At 65.8% G+C, this 15246-nt stretch carries 17 protein-coding genes; all 17 read right to left on the bottom strand.

The window, feature by feature from the left end:
• Nucleotides 1-4: 4 nt before the first annotated feature.
• Nucleotides 5-472 (bottom strand): TadE family protein, encoded by a 468-nt coding sequence (locus C0Z19_RS20985; protein WP_158243032.1) that lies wholly within the window; start codon nucleotides 470-472, stop codon nucleotides 5-7.
• 14 nt (nucleotides 473-486) lie between these two features.
• The gene (locus C0Z19_RS20980) at nucleotides 487-1608 is read right to left on the bottom strand and encodes a tetratricopeptide repeat protein (RefSeq protein WP_102611761.1); all 1122 of its coding nucleotides are present in this window, start codon (nucleotides 1606-1608) and stop codon (nucleotides 487-489) included.
• Nucleotides 1605-2537, bottom strand: coding sequence for a type II secretion system F family protein (locus C0Z19_RS20975; RefSeq protein ID WP_102611760.1), 933 nt, complete (start codon nucleotides 2535-2537; stop codon nucleotides 1605-1607). Before C0Z19_RS20975 ends, C0Z19_RS20980 begins: the two co-directional genes overlap by 4 nt.
• Before the next feature lie 2 nt (nucleotides 2538-2539).
• Nucleotides 2540-3511 carry a type II secretion system F family protein gene (locus C0Z19_RS20970; RefSeq protein WP_102611759.1) on the bottom strand — a complete coding sequence of 324 codons (972 nt, stop codon included), beginning with the start codon at nucleotides 3509-3511 and terminating at the stop codon, nucleotides 2540-2542.
• Complete coding sequence (locus C0Z19_RS20965) at nucleotides 3508-4995, bottom strand: TadA family conjugal transfer-associated ATPase (protein WP_102611758.1); 1488 nt, start codon at nucleotides 4993-4995, stop codon at nucleotides 3508-3510. Before C0Z19_RS20965 ends, C0Z19_RS20970 begins: the two co-directional genes overlap by 4 nt.
• Complete coding sequence (locus tag C0Z19_RS20960; protein WP_102611757.1) at nucleotides 4995-6209, bottom strand: CpaE/TadZ family protein; 1215 nt, start codon at nucleotides 6207-6209, stop codon at nucleotides 4995-4997. The genes C0Z19_RS20965 and C0Z19_RS20960 overlap by 1 nt, the downstream gene beginning before the upstream one ends.
• A gap of 7 nt (nucleotides 6210-6216) precedes the next feature.
• On the bottom strand, nucleotides 6217-6633 hold the full coding sequence (locus C0Z19_RS20955) for a CpaD family pilus assembly lipoprotein (protein ID WP_102611756.1): 417 nt from the start codon (nucleotides 6631-6633) through the stop codon (nucleotides 6217-6219).
• Nucleotides 6634-6645: 12 nt separating this feature from the next.
• Nucleotides 6646-8088, bottom strand: a complete 1443-nt coding sequence (locus C0Z19_RS20950; RefSeq protein WP_102611778.1) for a type II and III secretion system protein family protein — start codon at nucleotides 8086-8088, stop codon at nucleotides 6646-6648.
• Entirely contained in the window at nucleotides 8088-9086 is a 999-nt protein-coding gene (gene cpaB / locus C0Z19_RS20945; protein WP_102611755.1) for a Flp pilus assembly protein CpaB, read from the bottom strand. Before cpaB ends, C0Z19_RS20950 begins: the two co-directional genes overlap by 1 nt.
• An 18-nt stretch (nucleotides 9087-9104) precedes the next feature.
• A complete protein-coding gene (locus C0Z19_RS20940) occupies nucleotides 9105-9590 on the bottom strand; it encodes an A24 family peptidase (protein ID WP_102611754.1) in 486 nt (161 codons plus the stop codon).
• Between the two features lie 74 nt (nucleotides 9591-9664).
• Complete coding sequence (locus C0Z19_RS20935; RefSeq protein ID WP_102611753.1) at nucleotides 9665-9859, bottom strand: Flp family type IVb pilin; 195 nt, start codon at nucleotides 9857-9859, stop codon at nucleotides 9665-9667.
• 423 nt (nucleotides 9860-10282) lie between these two features.
• Nucleotides 10283-11746, bottom strand: a complete 1464-nt coding sequence (gene rng, locus C0Z19_RS20925) for a ribonuclease G (RefSeq protein WP_102611751.1) — start codon at nucleotides 11744-11746, stop codon at nucleotides 10283-10285.
• Nucleotides 11747-11757: 11 nt separating this feature from the next.
• Complete coding sequence (locus C0Z19_RS20920; protein WP_102611750.1) at nucleotides 11758-12393, bottom strand: Maf family protein; 636 nt, start codon at nucleotides 12391-12393, stop codon at nucleotides 11758-11760.
• Nucleotides 12394-12443: 50 nt separating this feature from the next.
• Nucleotides 12444-12914 carry a 23S rRNA (pseudouridine(1915)-N(3))-methyltransferase RlmH gene (gene rlmH / locus C0Z19_RS20915; RefSeq protein WP_102611749.1) on the bottom strand — a complete coding sequence of 157 codons (471 nt, stop codon included), beginning with the start codon at nucleotides 12912-12914 and terminating at the stop codon, nucleotides 12444-12446.
• 22 nt (nucleotides 12915-12936) lie between these two features.
• The gene (gene rsfS / locus C0Z19_RS28945) at nucleotides 12937-13494 is read right to left on the bottom strand and encodes a ribosome silencing factor (protein ID WP_102611748.1); all 558 of its coding nucleotides are present in this window, start codon (nucleotides 13492-13494) and stop codon (nucleotides 12937-12939) included.
• Between the two features lie 2 nt (nucleotides 13495-13496).
• On the bottom strand, nucleotides 13497-14255 hold the full coding sequence (locus C0Z19_RS20905) for a nicotinate-nucleotide adenylyltransferase (RefSeq protein ID WP_233196226.1): 759 nt from the start codon (nucleotides 14253-14255) through the stop codon (nucleotides 13497-13499).
• 31 nt (nucleotides 14256-14286) lie between these two features.
• Complete coding sequence (hemF, locus tag C0Z19_RS28775; protein WP_233196224.1) at nucleotides 14287-15210, bottom strand: oxygen-dependent coproporphyrinogen oxidase; 924 nt, start codon at nucleotides 15208-15210, stop codon at nucleotides 14287-14289.
• Nucleotides 15211-15246: the final 36 nt, after the last annotated feature.

The following is a 15246-nucleotide window of genomic DNA, read 5'->3' as shown; positions in this document are numbered from 1 at the left end:
GTTTTCACGGTTCGTTCTGGATCAGGATAGTGCGGCTGAACGTCAACTGATGAATGCCGACGATGCCGAGAATGCCGGTGAACGTCGGACGCGTGAACGACACTTTGTAAAGCACGATGTCGCCGAGATTGCCGGCGCCCGTTTGCGTTTTTACGCCGCTTGCGTACGACGGGTAGGTCGTCGTGCTGATCGTGATTTGCTGAGGCGATTTGACCCACAACGTCAGGTCGCGGTCGACGAGCGCGGTAATCGCCTGATCGCGCGTTTCGCCGGTCGGCACCATCGTGGTTTGGCCGAAGCGTGACGCTTGCCGCACCGCGGCCTCCAGCGACGCATCGGCCATCAGGACCATGCCCATCTCGATCGTGCCGATCACGAGGAGCAGCAGAAAAGGCAAACCGATCACGAACTCGAGCGCCGTGAGGCCGCGGCTGCGCGACGGGCGGGCGAGCGTGCGTCTTGCGGCGTGCATGGACTTCCGGGGTCTCATTGCGCGTCCAGCAGGGGCGTTTGCCTGCGCAGGCCCAAAGGCGGCAGCGCCGGGGCCGGAGGCCGCGGCTGCACGGCAGGGCCCGCCATGTCGTGCCTGTTGGCCGTGGTCGCCGACTCATATGCGGGGGCCGCGATCGCTGGTACGGCCAAGGTATTCATCGCCACGGGCGCGAGGGGCGTTGCCTGCTTCGCGGCCGTCACGGGCTCCGTGGGCAGCGTCGCCACTCGCGCCGCGGAGGCAAGCGGCTTGAGCGTGAACGTCTGCACGCCGATGTGCCGCGAAGTCGGCAGCATCGTGACCGGCTTGTCCGGCGGGCCTGCGTCGAGACGCGCGCGCACGACTTTGTAGTACGTGAGGTTGTCGTCGGTCGACGCGCGCGGCAAATCGCGCATCAAGATTTTGTCGGCCGCGCCGCTGTTGCCGAGCAGGCCGTAGGCGAGCGCGAGATCCTGGCGGGCTTGCGCGGGCGCGCCGGGTTCGCCCGCGACGCTCAGGAGCAGGTTCGCCCCCTCGCGCACCTGCCCGTCGAGCACCAGCGAGAGACCGAGATCGATCGTCAGCATCATCTCACCCGGATGCCGTCGCAGGCCGTCCCGATAGATAGACTGCGCGCGGTGCGCGTCGCCCTTGAGCGCCCACGCGGTACCGAGTCCCGCGCAGGCGAGGGCATTCGACGGATCGCGCGAGCGTACGCGCTGATACAGCTCGATCGCTTCGTCGAGACGCCGCTGCTTCACCGCGATGCGCGCGAGACCGAGCGTTGGCGCGCTCTGCGTGGGCGCGAGCGCCGCGGCGCGCTCGTACATGCTGCGCGCGCGTTCCAGATCGCCCGACAACGCGAGGGCCGCGGCGAGTCCGGTCAACGCTTCGAGGTTGTGCGGCTGGGTCTCCAACACCTTTTCGAACATCGATGTGGCAAGCGAAATATCGTCGCTTTGCAGCGCGCTTGCGGCGATCGTCATATCGGTGAGGTTCGTCTTGCCGTGCCGGCCGGCGGTCACGGTGATCGGCTGCGAGCGCACCTGCGTGACCACCGGCGTGCAGGCGGACGCGAGCAGGGCGCATAGGAGGAGGGAAGCACGCAGCGTGGACGCGATGGGCGAGAAAGCTTTCATTTGAATACCGCCATCAAACTAAGGACGGCCGGGCCGGCCGCAATCAGGATCACCGTCGGCAGGATGAAGATCATCATCGGCAGCGTCATCTTGGTGGACAGCTTGGCCGCCTTTTCTTCCAGCAAATGCATGTGCTGCGCCCGCTCGGCGCGCGCCAGCACGCGCAGCGCCTGCGTGATCGGCGTGCCGTAGCGCTGGGACTGGGCGAGCGTGGTCACGAGCGTGCGCAGCGACGCCACGTCGACGCGGTCCGCGAGGTTGTGCAGCACGGACGCGCTGTCGTTGTCGATGCGCAGTTCCTGGGCGGTCAGTCCGAGCTCATAGGCCAGCGCGGGCGCGATGGTGCGCATTTCGTCCGCGATCCGCACGATGCTGGACCCGAGGCTGTAACCGGCATTCGTGCAGATGACGAGCAGATCGAGTGCGTCGGGCAGCGCCGTGGCGATTTGCTTCTGGCGACGCCGTATATGCCAGTCGAGCGCAAACTCGGGCAGCATCATGCCGATCATGAACAGCGCCGCGATGGCGGCGATGCGCAGCATCATCCAATGTTCGAGCAGCGGCACGTGCGCGCTCCCCATCAGCATCGCAAGCGCGGTGACGGCGCCGGTCACCGCCTTGATGCCGATCAACACGGACACGGGGCGTGTGCCGCGAAATCCCGCACGTGTCAGGCGTCGTGCCAGATCGCTGCGATGCGCGGCTTCGAACAAGGGCAGACGATCACCGAGCGCGGCAAGACGCGCGGCGATGCGTGCCGGAAGCGACTGTGCGACAGGTGCTGCGCCCACTGCGGTGCGCCGTTCGCCGGCAAGCTGTCGGGCTCTTTGCGCGATGCGCGCGCCGGGCCGGTTGCCGTTCACGAACGCAACGACCGTTGCCGCCAGCACCGCGATGGACAGGATCTTGTCGAGAAAGGACAGCGTCATGATCAGGTATCCAATTTGGCGATGCGCTGAATGATGACGAGCCCGGAAACCAGCAGCACGCCGCTCACGACGAGAATCATATGGCCCGCGTGCGTATTGATCAGTACTTGTGCGTAGTCGCGGTTGATCACATATAGCGAGCCGAGGATAACCGGCGGAACGCACGCGATCACGCGGCTTGCAAGATGGCTTTCCGCCGTCAGCGCACGGGCTTTCTGACGCACTTCCTTGCGACCGCGGACAATGTCCGCGAGACCTTCCAGCGTTTCTCCGAGCGAGCCGCCTGTTTCCCGCTGCAGCAGCAGCGCGACGCAAAAAAATGAAAACTCGGGGATACGCAAGCGCCGCATTGCCTCGTTCAATACCGTTTCGAGTTCGATGCCCAGTTGCAGACCGTCCGCGATTTGGCGGAATTCGGCGGCGAGCGGCTGCGCGCATTCGTCGGCGACGATCTCGATCGCGCGTACCACCGGCACGCCGGCGCGCACCGCGCGCACCATCAGATCGAGCGCGTCCGGAAACACGCCGAGCATCCGCAGGCGAAAGCGTTCGATCAACATCTTGCAGAACCACCGCAGCGCGGCGAACGGCAGCACGACGAGCAGCAACGGGCCGGCCCACGCCGGCACCACGTCGATCTGCGCGATGCCGATGGCGGCGAAGATGGCCGCGACCACGACCACCCCGGTGAGCCGCAACCCCAACTTGCCGCCGACGATCTCGATGTGGCGCAGACGGTCGTCCAGCGACGTCCACGAACGCCAGCCGCGCGCCTGTTCGTTGAAGAGGGCGGCTGCGCTCGTTTCGTCGCCGCCCGCCGCGTTCGTCGCCGCCGTCACGTTGAGCGTGAAGAGCCGCGCCCGCATCAGCGCGGCAGGCCGCGCGCGCATGATCTGCCGCGCCGCATGCAGCAGCAACCCGGCGCTGAAGACCGTGACGAACACGGCGAGGGCGAACAGGTTCGCGCGGCTCATGCGTGCAACGCCTTCATCAGGCTCTCTTCGAGCCCATAGTGCGCGGCGCGTGACGAGAACGCGGGGCGCAGCGACGAAGACTCGAAGCGCCCGCGCACCTCGTCGCCGGAGATGCCGTCGTCGTAACGGAACAGGAAAAGATCCTGCGTCAGGATCACGTCGCCTTCGAGTCCCACCAGTTCTGTTATGTGCGTGACGCGCCGCATGCCATCGCGCATGCGTTCGGTCTGCACGATGAGATGCACCGCGCTCGCGATCTGGCGGCGGATCGACAACAGCGGCAGGTTGCCGTTCGCCATCATCACCATGCTCTCGAGGCGCGTGATCGCATCGCGCGGCGTGTTCGCGTGGATGGTCGTCATCGACCCGTCATGGCCCGTGTTCATGGCCTGCAGGACGTCGAACGCCTCCGCGCCGCGCGTTTCGCCGAGGATGATGCGGTCGGGCCGCATCCGCAGCGCGTTGCGCATCAGGTCGCGCTGCGACACGGCGCCGAGACCTTCGGCGTTTTCGGGTCGCGTTTCGAGGCTCACGACATGCGGCTGCTGCAATTGCAGTTCGGCCGCATCCTCGATTGTGACGATGCGCTCGCGCGCGTCGATGTAGCGCGACATTGCGTTGAGCAGCGTGGTTTTGCCCGAGCCAGTCCCGCCCGACACGATGATGTTGAGCCGGCACGCACTGCCGATTTCGAGCGTGCGCGCCATCGCGGCGGACAAGCTGCCCTGAGTCGACATCCGCTCGAGCGTGATGTCGCGCTTCGCGAACTTGCGGATCGCGATGCAGGCGCCGCGAATCGCGAGCGGCGGCAGAACCACGTTGACGCGACTGCCGTCTGCAAGACGCGCATCGACCATCGGACTGCTTTCGTCGACGCGCCGTCCCACCGATGCGGCGATGCGCTGCGCCACGTTGACGACGTGCGCGTTGTCGCGAAACTTGAGGCGGGTCAGCTCGAGCTTGCCGTGCCGCTCCACGTACACTTGATCCGCGCCGTTCACGAGAATGTCGGTGACCGAGTCGTCGGTCAAGAGCGGCTCGATCGGCCCCACGCCGAACATGTCGTTGAGGATCTCCTCGATCACCTGCGACTGCTCGGTGAGCGTCATCTTCAGCCGCTCGCGCTCGACGATCTCGGCGGCGAGGCGGGCGATCTCTGCCTGCGCCTGGTCGCGCGTCTGGAGCACCGCTGCCGATACGTTCATCGATCCGAGTACGAGCGAGCGGATGATGCGAAAACTGTCCGTGCGCACGAGGTTGTCGTTGCGCTCGACCGCCGCGGGAGCACGGTCGGCGGCGCGCTCGGCTTTTTCAGGGCGCTCGCGCCCGCCTCTCGCCGGAAGCGCCGGGGCGAGCGCAACGACTCTTTCGTCGCGCGCGCCGCCGCGCGGGGGCGGTACCTCGTCCGTGTCGTCCACCGTGTCCGGGGGCGTGAATTCGTGCAGCAGATCGAGCCGCACCGGGACGTTCTTTTGACCGAACATCAGCGTCTCCTCTTTTGCAGCAAGCTCTTGTACCAACGCGGCGCGGGCGCGCTGGGGCGTCCGCTCAAGCCGTCTGCGAGTACCTGGATCGCATCGCCGAAGCGCGACTTGCCCGGCGCGATCGGCTCGCCCAGGTTTTCCGCGGTGGCGAGCACGGCGCCGTCGAACGGCAGTTCGAGCAGCACGTTGCGGCCGATAGCGACCGCGAAATCGGACGTATTCAAATGCCCGCGCTGCGAGGCGTTCGGTACGTTGAGCAAGACGGACATCGACGGCGCGCGATCGACGCCGTCGAGGTAGCGCGTGAAGCGCAGCACCTCGCGCGCCGAGTGGATCGATGGGTCGGCGAGCAGATACAGCAACTGCACCTCGGCGAGCGCGGTATGGGTGAGCGCGTGGCCGTGGCCGGGCAGATCGAGCAGGATGTAATGGAAATGCGGTTTCAGGCGCTCGAGCAGATCGGCGAGCGCGCGCTCTTGCGGTTCGAACGTCTCGCCGTAAGGCAACTCCGCCGACAGCACGAACAGGCGGTCGTCGTGCGCGACGAGCGAACGCTCGACGAACTGCGGGTCGAGCCGGTCGGCGTCGCGCAGCACGTCGAGCAAGCCGTTGTTGCTCTTCAGTCCGAGCAGCGTGTTGGCCGCGCCGCCATGCAGGTTCATATCGACATACGCGATGCGGCGATGCGCGACCATCGCGAGATGCCGCGCGAGGCCGGCCGCGACGGTCGTCACACCGACACCGCCGCGTGTGCCGGCAAAGCCGATGACCTTGCCCGTGCGCGACTGCCGCGCGCTCTTTCCCTGGCCGGTTCCGCCGAACGAGCGTTGCAGCAGCTCCAGTGTCAGCGGCTTGACGAGGTAGTCCTGCACGCCCAGTTCGAGCAGATTTCGATAGAGCCCGACGTCGTTGGTTTCGCCGATCACGATCACCGACACCGACGGCTCGCACACCGCGGCGAGCCGGGCGAGCTCCGAGAGCGGCATCGGCGTAGCGGACACGTCGATGAGCAGCACGGCCGGCGAGCGCGCCATCTTCGTCAGGTGGTCGATCGCGTCGTCGATGCGCCCCACTTTGACGAGCGCCTGCGTGAAATTTTGTTCCTGCGCGAAACGTTGCACCACGTCTTCGCTATGCCGGTCGCGCACGAAGGCGACGAAGCTTGCTCCCGGGTTGCGGCGCGGCTGCGCGGCAAGTTTCAGCAGAGTATTCATCGCGAGCCTACTTGTTGAAGCTGGATGTATCGGTCGTCGGCAACGGCGGGATCTTGCCGGTCTCGTAACGACGTACGGCGCTGGCGGCAACCGGCGCGTCGGCGCCGGCGAACGGCCGCGGCGCGATGAGGTCGTCCGGGCGCACGAGCACCGCAGCGAGGTTGCGGTAGGTCGCGCAGCCGAAAGCGTTGGTGGGACGCGCCGCGCCGGCGTCGCGGAAGTTGGTTGGCGTCGCGAGCGCTTCGCAGTCTGGCGGCACGGCGCGGCCGTCCTGCACGCCGATCACCGAGGCGTCGGGCATGCCGATCGGCGGCGTGCTCGACAGGCAGCCGGCGAGCAGCACGCTAAGCAGCGTCGACGCGCGCAGCAATATGCGCTTGGACGAAGCCGGCGGATTCGATGGCGCGCAGTGGACGAATCGCATGCGTGTCTCCGGTCAATAAACGAAGCCGGCCGCGCCGACGAGCCGCGGCGTCGAACCGTCGAGCGGATCGAGTCCGGTCTTGCGCTCGATGATGGTTTCGATGTCCGAGCTCGGCGTCATGATGGTGTCCACCGGGCTCGTCATATGCGCCGCGCTTGCAGGCTGCACGAGGTAGGGCGTGACGATCACGACCAGCTCGGTCTTGTTGTTCTGGTAATCCTTCGACGAGAACAGCCGGCCTAGGATCGGCAGCTTGCCGAGGCCCGGCAACTGCGAAACGATGTCGCGCGTCTCGTTTTGCAGAAGCCCGCCGATCGCGAAACTCTGCCCGCTCGAAAGCTCGACCGTGGTCTCGACGCGCCGCACCGACAACCCCGGAATCGTGATCGAGTTGGTCGTCACGCTCGCGGTCGGATCGATCTGGCTGACTTCGGGGCGCACCTTGAGGCTGATGCGGTTGTCGGCGAGTACGGTCGGCGTAAAACCTAGCGACACGCCGAATGATTTGAATTCGACGCTCAGCGTGTTCTGGTTTTGAGCGACCGGAATCGGAAATTCGCCGCCAGCGAGAAAGCTCGCCGACTCACCCGAGAGCACCGTCAGGTTCGGTTCCGCCAGAACTGTGAGGAGGCCGTCCTGATCCAGCGCATCGATCACGTTTGTGATCGATTGGTGTCCGGTGTGGAACCCGGTGAGCACCCCGGTCGCGTTCGATTGCGGTAAGTTCAATGCGCCCGTCGTCGCGTCCTGGATCACGCGGCCGCTGAGCAGCCCGACGACGAAGTTGCCAACGGAGCCGACCGCGCTCCAATTCACGCCCAGTTGTTGCGTGACGTTGCGGTCGATTTCGACGAAGCGCACGCGCAGATAGACCTGGGTCGGCTGGCCGACCGTGAGGTGATTGATCAGCGTTTCCTTGTCGTGCAGCATCGGCGTCAACGTTTGGGTGATGGCATCGACGTCGGCGGCCGATCCCACGGCGCCCGACACCATGACCGATCCGGGGGCCGACGCGAGCGTGAGCTGCAGATGCGGGAAGCGCTGGTGCAGCAGCGTGTTCAGCGCGTCGAGGTCGCGCCGTACGACGACCGAGCGGCGCAGGATCACGCGGTTGTTCGGCCCGAGCGCGAAGAGCGTCGTACGGCCTTCCTTCTTGCCGACCAGGAACACCGCGCCGGGCGTCGGCACGTGAATGTCGGCGACATCCGGATCCGCGACGAACACCGCGACGGCCGGTTCGCTGAGCCGGACGACTTCGCCGGCGCCGGCGTTGACGGTCAGCGTTTCGTCGGCGTGTACGCTCGCCGCACACAGGAGTGCGGCGAGCGCCACGGCTGCCGAAGCGGCCGCCGTGCGGGCGCGAAGCGCGAGACGGAGGGCCGTAGCGGCGACAGGCGCAATTCGGACGACGCGTAGGAGGCACACGCGGCGACCGCGTTCGAAAAAGCCGGACATCATTGGCTCCGCGCGGCGAGCGCCGGCGCCAGCGCACCGGGCATTTCAGTGGATTGTGTGCCGTCGTGCAGGGCCGGCGCCTCGCCCTTCGGCGGAAGCGGAAGGGCCAACAACGGTGAGCGGGCCTCGGCATCGCCTTTCATGGAGCCGCGATAAACCAGCACCGCGGGCGCGCCCGTATCCGACTGGCCGTTATCGTGCGTGGGCGGCAGCTCGCGCACCGCGCGCGACACATCGCCGGCCCAGACCGGCGGCGCAGCCGCGATCCCATTGTCGGTCGTTGCGTGCACATCGGAGCCGCCGCGCGCGAAGGTCGCAAAACTGCGCAGCGCGAGCGACAGCGTGCCGAGCCGCGCCGAGATCGCGACGACTTCCGCCATGCGCGGGTTCACTTCGAGCGTGACGGTACGCGCGTGCGCTTTATCCGACGTGGTGTCGTCCTTGGGGCGCGTGAACTCGGAGCCGACTGCGAGGACGCGCACATGGTCGACGACCGTTTCGCTTGCGACCGACAGGCGTGCCGAATCGGTCTTGTTGGCGAGATCCTGCGTGAGGATGAGATCGACGTAGTCGCCGGGCTGAATCAGGCCGGCATTGCCCGAGACATCGTCGATAGCGACCGATACCGCGCGCATGTTGGGCTTGAGCGCCGCCGCGAGAAAGCCGGGGGCATTCGGAAACACGACGTCCTTCGCGGTAACCGGGGTGCCCGCCGCAAGCGGGTGCAGCATCGCAGCACCGGCGACATCCGGGGTCGACGGATTGCCCTGCAGGACTGCACCCGCGGGTCTCTGGGCCGCGGGCATTTGCTTCCACGCGAGATCGCTGTCGCGCAACAGCAATCCCGCCGGCAGGTCCGCGGCGGCGACCCGCACGCGCTCCGATGTCGGTGAGTCATGCGCCGGTCGCGCGGAGGCCGCGATGAACATCGCGCGCACGATCAGCGCGATGACGATGGCGACCCCGGCAAGCAGCGCGAGCTTGACTGTGCTCGACATGGCATTTTCCTGATACGGTTATCCGGCGATGAGAGTTCGCGGCCACACCACGCACCAGCCGCCGATCGCGAGCGCTACGCCATAGGCCACGCCGCGCCGAACGGACCATAGCCGGGCGAGGGGCACCACGAACGGCACGGATGACGCAAGCCTATCGGCGATGCAGCCGAGCACGACGATGGCGAGACCCGCAAGCGAAACGAGCGCGAGCGTCGGCAACGCAGCCCGAGGGCCGGCCCACAGCAGCACGGTGCTCGCGAGCTTCACATCGCCGCCGCCGAACTGTCCGGCCGCGTGCAGGAGGGCGCCGATCGCGAAGCAGACGAGCGCGGTTGCGGCGTGCTGCGCGAACGAGGTCCACGACGTGTGAGCAAGCCACGCGTGCGGGACATACAGCGCGCCGAATACCGCAACGAGTGCATTGGGCAGGCGCCGCGTGCTCAGATCCCAACACGAAAGGACGAGCAACGCCGTGCAGGCGGCATAGCTGACTACGTCTGACATGGTCGTTATCGATCCGCCGCCGAGCTCGCCGACATGCGGCGAGGCTCGCGCGACGCTATGAATCGAAACCCGGCTTATTTACCCGTGGTGGCGGCCGTGTTGACCGTGTCGAGCAGCTTCGTGAAGAGTCCGGGGATGCCGGTGGTCGTATCCTTCAGCACCGTACCCGCGGCGACGACGGCAATGACGATAATGCCCGCAAGCACGGCATATTCCATCGAGCTGACACCGCGGTCGTCGCGACGAAGAGAGCGGAGGAAGGAGAGCATGAGACACCCCGTATGATGAGTTGATGGACTTACCTGGTCTGGTCGTGCCGGAGCTTTTCGTGCTCCGCTTTAGTGAATTCACTATAACGATCCGATATCCGTGCCACAAATCCGATAATACGTAGGCGTCATTCGTTTGGACGGGGTATGTGCGGATGGAACTACGAGTTCTCGGCTCCATCAGGCGCACGCGTCGAAGCGTGCGCATTTTCATCGTCTTTCGGAGAAAGGCGGCGAGCTTGCCAGAGGCTTGCTGGTGGATTCAACGTTGGCTGGAGACAAGCTTTGGAACGATGGCGCTTCGCGGCGCCCCGCCCGACAAGGCGGAGCATGTTTCCGAAATGACGCGCCTCTAAAAGAGACGGTTGCGTCCGCAACCACCTGTCATCGGGGGTGAGCTGGGGCGCGTAGGGCGGCAGGTAGTTACATCAGCACGATGTCGTACTGCTCCTGGCTCAGGTTCGACTCGACTTGCAGCGATACCGGCTTGCCGATGAAGTCGATCAACATCGCCAAATGCTGCGATTCTTCATCGAGAAACAGGTCGATGACTTCCTGCGAGGCGACGACGCGGAACTCGCGCGGATTGAATTGCCGCGATTCGCGCAGGATTTCTCGCAATACGTCATAACAAACCGTTCGCGCCGTTTTGACCTGCCCTTTGCCCTGGCAGACAGGACACGGCTCGCACAGCACATGGGCCAGCGATTCACGCGTGCGTTTGCGCGTCATTTCTACGAGCCCGAGCTGCGAGAACCCGTTGACGGTCGAGCGCGTACGGTCACGTGCCAGCGCTTTCTTCAGTTCCCCGAGCACGGCATCGCGATGCTCGGCGTTCTCCATATCGATGAAGTCGATGATGATGATGCCGCCCAGATTGCGTAGCCGTAACTGCCGCGCGATCGTATGAGCCGCTTCGAGGTTCGTCTTGAAGATCGTGTCGTCGAAATTGCGTGCGCCGACGTAGCCGCCCGTATTGACGTCGATCGTCGTCATCGCCTCGGTTTGATCGATCATCAGGTAGCCGCCCGATTTCAGATCGACGCGGCGCGACAACGCGCGTTGGATCTCGGCCTCGATGTTGTAGAGGTCGAACAGCGGCCGCTCGCCCGTGTAGTGATGCAACTTCGAACTGACGGCCGGCGTGAACTCGGCAGCGAACTCGGTCAACATTTGGAACGTCTCGCGCGAATCGACCTGAATGCGGCTCGTTTCGTCCGTGACGAAATCCCGCAACACGCGCTGCGCCAGGTTCAAATCCTGATAGAGCAGGCTGGTGGGCGGCAGACGCTGTGCTTGCGCGACCATGGTCGCCCACGTTTTGCGCAGATAGGCGACGTCGCTCGCGAGCTCCTCGCTCGTTGCGTCCTCTGCGATCGTGCGGACGATATAGCCGCCTTTCTCGTCGGCCGGCAGCACCGCCGTCAGGCGTGCCCGGATCGCTTCGCGTTCGGCCTCGCTTTCGATTTTTTGCGAAATGCCGATGTGCGGTTCCTGCGGCAGATAAACGAGCGTGCGGCCTGCGATGCTGATCTGCGTCGAAAGGCGCGCGCCTTTCGTGCCGATCGGATCTTTGATGACCTGGACCGTCAGCGTCTGACCCTCGAACACGATCTTCTCGATCGGCTGGGGCGAGCCCGCGTGCTCGCCCGCGAGGCGCGGATGCCAGATATCGGCGACATGCAGAAACGCCGCGCGCTCGAGGCCGATGTCGATGAACGCCGATTGCATGCCGGGCAGCACGCGCACGACCTTGCCCAAATAGACATTGCCGACGCGCCCGCGCGAGAGCGTGCGCTCGACGTGCAATTCCTGCACGGCGCCCTGTTGGATCAGCGCGACCCGCGTCTCCTGCGGGGTGACATTGATCAGGATTTCTTCGTTCATGGTCGAGCGCTTTAGAAGTCGACGCGCGCTTGGCGCAGCAGCGCAGCCGTCTCAAATAGGGGCAGACCCATGATACCTGAATAGGATCCGTCGATTCGTTCGATGAACTCGGCGGCGCGGCCTTGAATACCGTAGGCGCCTGCCTTGCCCAGCGGCTCACCGGTCGTGGCGTAGCGCGTCAGTGCGGTGAGCGGGGCCGGTGCGAAGCGGACCGTCGAACGCGAGAGCGCCGGATGCAGCAGCACGCCGTCCGCGTCGATCACGGCCACGGCCGTCAACACCTCGTGTTCGCGTCCGGCGAGGCGCGCCAGCATCTCGACCGCATGTTCGACGTCGTCAGGCTTGCCCAGAATCGCGTCGTCGATCGACACGGTCGTATCGGCGACGAGAACAGGTGCCGCCACATGCCCGCCTGCCGACAGTCGCGCGCGCGCCGCCTCGGCCTTCGCCACACAGACGCGTTGCACGTAGAGATGGGCCGGCTCGCCGGGCAGTTCGGCCTCCAGCGCTTCGGCGTCCTCGTCAGGCCGCGGCAACAATAAGTCGAAACGGACGCCCAGTTGCGCGAGCAGCTCCTGCCGGCGCGGGCTTTGCGATGCAAGGTAGATAAACGGGTAGGGCGAGAGGCGGGTATTGGGCTGCGGCATGTATCGTTCTCGTTGGGCCTGGGCGGCCGCTCACGAGAACGGACGCCGCATCAGACGCGATGGTAAGGGTGATTCTGCGTGATGCTCCACGCGCGGTAAAGCTGTTCCGCGAGCAGGACACGAACCATGCCGTGCGGCAGGGTCAGGCTGGACACGCGCAGCAGCAGCTCGGCCCGCGCTTTCAGCTCGGGATCGAGGCCATCGGCGCCGCCGATCACGAATGCAACGTCGCGCCCGTCGCGCTGCCACTCGGGCAGCGCAGCCGCAAGCTGCATTGTTGTCCAGTCGCGGCCGCGCTCGTCGAGTGCGACGAGGCGTGCGGCCTTGGGCAACGCGGCGTCGATGCGCTGGCGCTCGGCCGCCATGACGCTTTGCGCCGAACGGCCGCCCGTTCTCGGCTCGGGCTTGATTTCGCGCAGCTCGATCCGCAGCTCGGGCGGCATCCGCTTCGCGTACTCGTCGAAGCCGGCCGCGATCCAGTCGGGCATCTTATGGCCGACGGCCAGGATATGCAGTTTCATTGTCGCGCGAGACGCCGCGTCGTTACTTCGCGCCGCCCTTGCGCGCAGGGCTCTTACGTGCCGGGGCCTTGCTTGCCGGAGCCTTGCGTGCCGGTGCTTTGCGCGCCGGTGCTTTGCTTGCCGCGGTTTTGCGTGCGGGCTTGGGCGCGGGCTTCGCCACGCCTTCTACGTCGGCATCCTCGTCGTCGTCTTCATCCTCGGGCTCGCTCGCGCGGGCGCCTGCGAACGGGTTCGTGCTTGCGAGTTTGACGCGCACGGGCTTGTCGCCCCAGATTTCCTCGAGGTTGTAGTACTGGCGCAGAGCAGGCTGCAGGATATGGACGATCGCGTCGCCGCAGTCGACCAGTACCCATTCGCCGATGTCCTCGCCCTCGGTGCTGATGATGTCCCCGCCGGCTTCCTTCACTTTCTCGCGCACGCTCGAGGCGAGCGCCTTCGTTTGACGGTTCGAGTTGCCGCTCGCGACGATCACGCGATCGAACAGCTCGGTCAAATGGCTCGTGTTGAAGATGCGGATGTCTTGCGCTTTGACGTCTTCCAGACCGTCGACGATTGCGCGTTGCAGTTTGCGAATATCCATGGTTACGGATGGTACAGATGATGTTGGAGAATATAGTCCCAGACGGCCGCCGGGATCGGCTCGGGAGCTGGCGTATGTGTAGCGCCCGGCACGGCGGCGGTGGTCCGGCCCGCCGCAGCGTCGTGCGCGAGCTTCGCTTTCAGGTGCGCGCGGATGTCGGTGGCCGAGACGTCTAGCGCGAGTGTGTCGTCGACGAGGAGGCACCCCGCGCGCGTGCAGCGCAGCGTATTGGCATCGGCGCGACGCGGGCCGAGTTCCTGCGCCAGTGCAGGCGAGAGGCTCGACAGGTCGAAGCCCGGCCGCGTGGCCGCGCAAACATGCGCGTAATCGAACAGCTTGCGCCAGTCGTGCCACGTGTCGAGCCGCAGCAATTGGTCGGCGCCGATGAGCAGCGAGAGCGATGTGTCCTCGCCTTCTCGCGCACGCCAACGCGCAAGCGTCTCGACCGTGTAAGTCGGCCCTTCATGTTCGATCTCGTCGGTGGCGACCGTCACGGCAACACCGGGCAGTGCGAGCGTCGCGGCCGCGGCACGCGTCATCGCCAAACGATGCTGCGCGGCGGAGACCCCGGCCTTCTGATACGGCTGGCCCGCGGGCAGCAATACGAGCTCGGTCAACGACAACAGATCGGCGAAGCGGCGCGCGAGCGCAAGGTGCCCGTTATGAATCGGATCGAATGTGCCGCCCAGCAAGCCGACGCGGCGCGGCAACGGCTGCGCGCCGGTTGCGCAGCGTGACGGGGCAGGTCTGGTCGAATTCAGATGTCGGTCCTTTGCGGTCGAACGGCTCGCTTCATGCCCAATCGCGCGGCGTGAGGAAATCGCTGTAAAGCCGCGCTTCGGGCGTGCCCGGTTCGGGTCGCCAGTCGTAACGCCAATTGGCCACCGGCGGCATCGACAGCAAAATCGACTCGGCGCGCCCGCCGCTTTGCAGACCGAACAGCGTGCCGCGGTCGTAGACGAGATTGAATTCGACGTAGCGGCCGCGACGGTAGTTTTGAAACGCGCGCTCGCGCTCGCCATACGGCGTGGCGCGGCGCTTTTCGAGCAGCGGCAGATAGGCGTCGACAAAGGCATCGCCGACGCTCCTGACCATCGCGAACGAACGGTCGAAACCCAACTCGTCGAAATCGTCGAAGAAGATCCCGCCTACGCCGCGGGTCTCGTTCCGGTGCTTCAGGAAGAAGTAGTCGTCGCACCAGCGCTTGAAGCGCGGGTAGAGATCGGCCCCGAACGGCGCGAGCGCATCGCGGCAGACGCGATGGAAATGCGCTGCATCTTCCTCGAAGCCATAGTAGGGCGTGAGATCCATGCCGCCGCCGAACCAGAAGATCGGCGCCTCGCCTTCCTTGGTCGCCGCCAGCATTCGCACGTTCATGTGGGCGGTGGGGCAGTACGGGTTGAGCGGATGCATGACGAGCGAGACGCCCATCGCCTCGAAGCCGCGTCCTGCCAGATGCGGCCGCAGCGCGCTGGCCGACGGCGGCAGCTTGTCGCCCGCCACGTCGGAGAATCCCACGCCGCCGCGTTCGATCAACGCTCCGCCCTCCAGGATGCGCGTGACGCCGCCACCGCGCAGGCTGCCGCCGGCCGGCCGCTCCCATGCGTCAACGCCGAACGATTTGCCGTCGAGCGCGCCCAGCGCGTCGACGATGCGCGCTTGCAGCCCTTGCAAATAGCTGCGCACGGAAGAAACGTCGTAGGTCGGATCGGACATAGTGTTGCGCACGCGAAAGGGCTGATGGGCCGAGCC

It is taken from the genome of Trinickia soli (genome assembly GCF_002879855.1).
Lineage (GTDB): Bacteria > Pseudomonadota > Gammaproteobacteria > Burkholderiales > Burkholderiaceae > Trinickia > Trinickia soli.
The sequence above is the reverse complement of the archived record's forward strand: the minus strand, read 5'-3'. Positions and strand labels throughout refer to the sequence as shown.

What these genes read in the sequence shown, in the direction of transcription:
- rng (WP_102611751.1), bottom strand. Translation starts at nt 11,746, where the DNA reads ATGAACGAAGAAATCCTGATCAATGTCACCCCGCAGGAGACGCGGGTC.
- C0Z19_RS20950 (WP_102611778.1), bottom strand. Translation starts at nt 8,088, where the DNA reads ATGTCCGGCTTTTTCGAACGCGGTCGCCGCGTGTGCCTCCTACGCGTC.
- hemF (WP_233196224.1), bottom strand. Translation starts at nt 15,210, where the DNA reads ATGTCCGATCCGACCTACGACGTTTCTTCCGTGCGCAGCTATTTGCAA.
- C0Z19_RS20935 (WP_102611753.1), bottom strand. Translation starts at nt 9,859, where the DNA reads ATGCTCTCCTTCCTCCGCTCTCTTCGTCGCGACGACCGCGGTGTCAGC.
- rsfS (WP_102611748.1), bottom strand. Translation starts at nt 13,494, where the DNA reads ATGGATATTCGCAAACTGCAACGCGCAATCGTCGACGGTCTGGAAGAC.
- C0Z19_RS20970 (WP_102611759.1), bottom strand. Translation starts at nt 3,511, where the DNA reads ATGAGCCGCGCGAACCTGTTCGCCCTCGCCGTGTTCGTCACGGTCTTC.
- C0Z19_RS20940 (WP_102611754.1), bottom strand. Translation starts at nt 9,590, where the DNA reads ATGTCAGACGTAGTCAGCTATGCCGCCTGCACGGCGTTGCTCGTCCTT.
- C0Z19_RS20980 (WP_102611761.1), bottom strand. Translation starts at nt 1,608, where the DNA reads ATGAAAGCTTTCTCGCCCATCGCGTCCACGCTGCGTGCTTCCCTCCTC.
- cpaB (WP_102611755.1), bottom strand. Translation starts at nt 9,086, where the DNA reads ATGTCGAGCACAGTCAAGCTCGCGCTGCTTGCCGGGGTCGCCATCGTC.
- C0Z19_RS20985 (WP_158243032.1), bottom strand. Translation starts at nt 472, where the DNA reads ATGCACGCCGCAAGACGCACGCTCGCCCGCCCGTCGCGCAGCCGCGGC.
- C0Z19_RS20965 (WP_102611758.1), bottom strand. Translation starts at nt 4,995, where the DNA reads ATGTTCGGTCAAAAGAACGTCCCGGTGCGGCTCGATCTGCTGCACGAA.
- rlmH (WP_102611749.1), bottom strand. Translation starts at nt 12,914, where the DNA reads ATGAAACTGCATATCCTGGCCGTCGGCCATAAGATGCCCGACTGGATC.
- C0Z19_RS20960 (WP_102611757.1), bottom strand. Translation starts at nt 6,209, where the DNA reads ATGAATACTCTGCTGAAACTTGCCGCGCAGCCGCGCCGCAACCCGGGA.
- C0Z19_RS20955 (WP_102611756.1), bottom strand. Translation starts at nt 6,633, where the DNA reads ATGCGATTCGTCCACTGCGCGCCATCGAATCCGCCGGCTTCGTCCAAG.
- C0Z19_RS20920 (WP_102611750.1), bottom strand. Translation starts at nt 12,393, where the DNA reads ATGCCGCAGCCCAATACCCGCCTCTCGCCCTACCCGTTTATCTACCTT.
- C0Z19_RS20975 (WP_102611760.1), bottom strand. Translation starts at nt 2,537, where the DNA reads ATGACGCTGTCCTTTCTCGACAAGATCCTGTCCATCGCGGTGCTGGCG.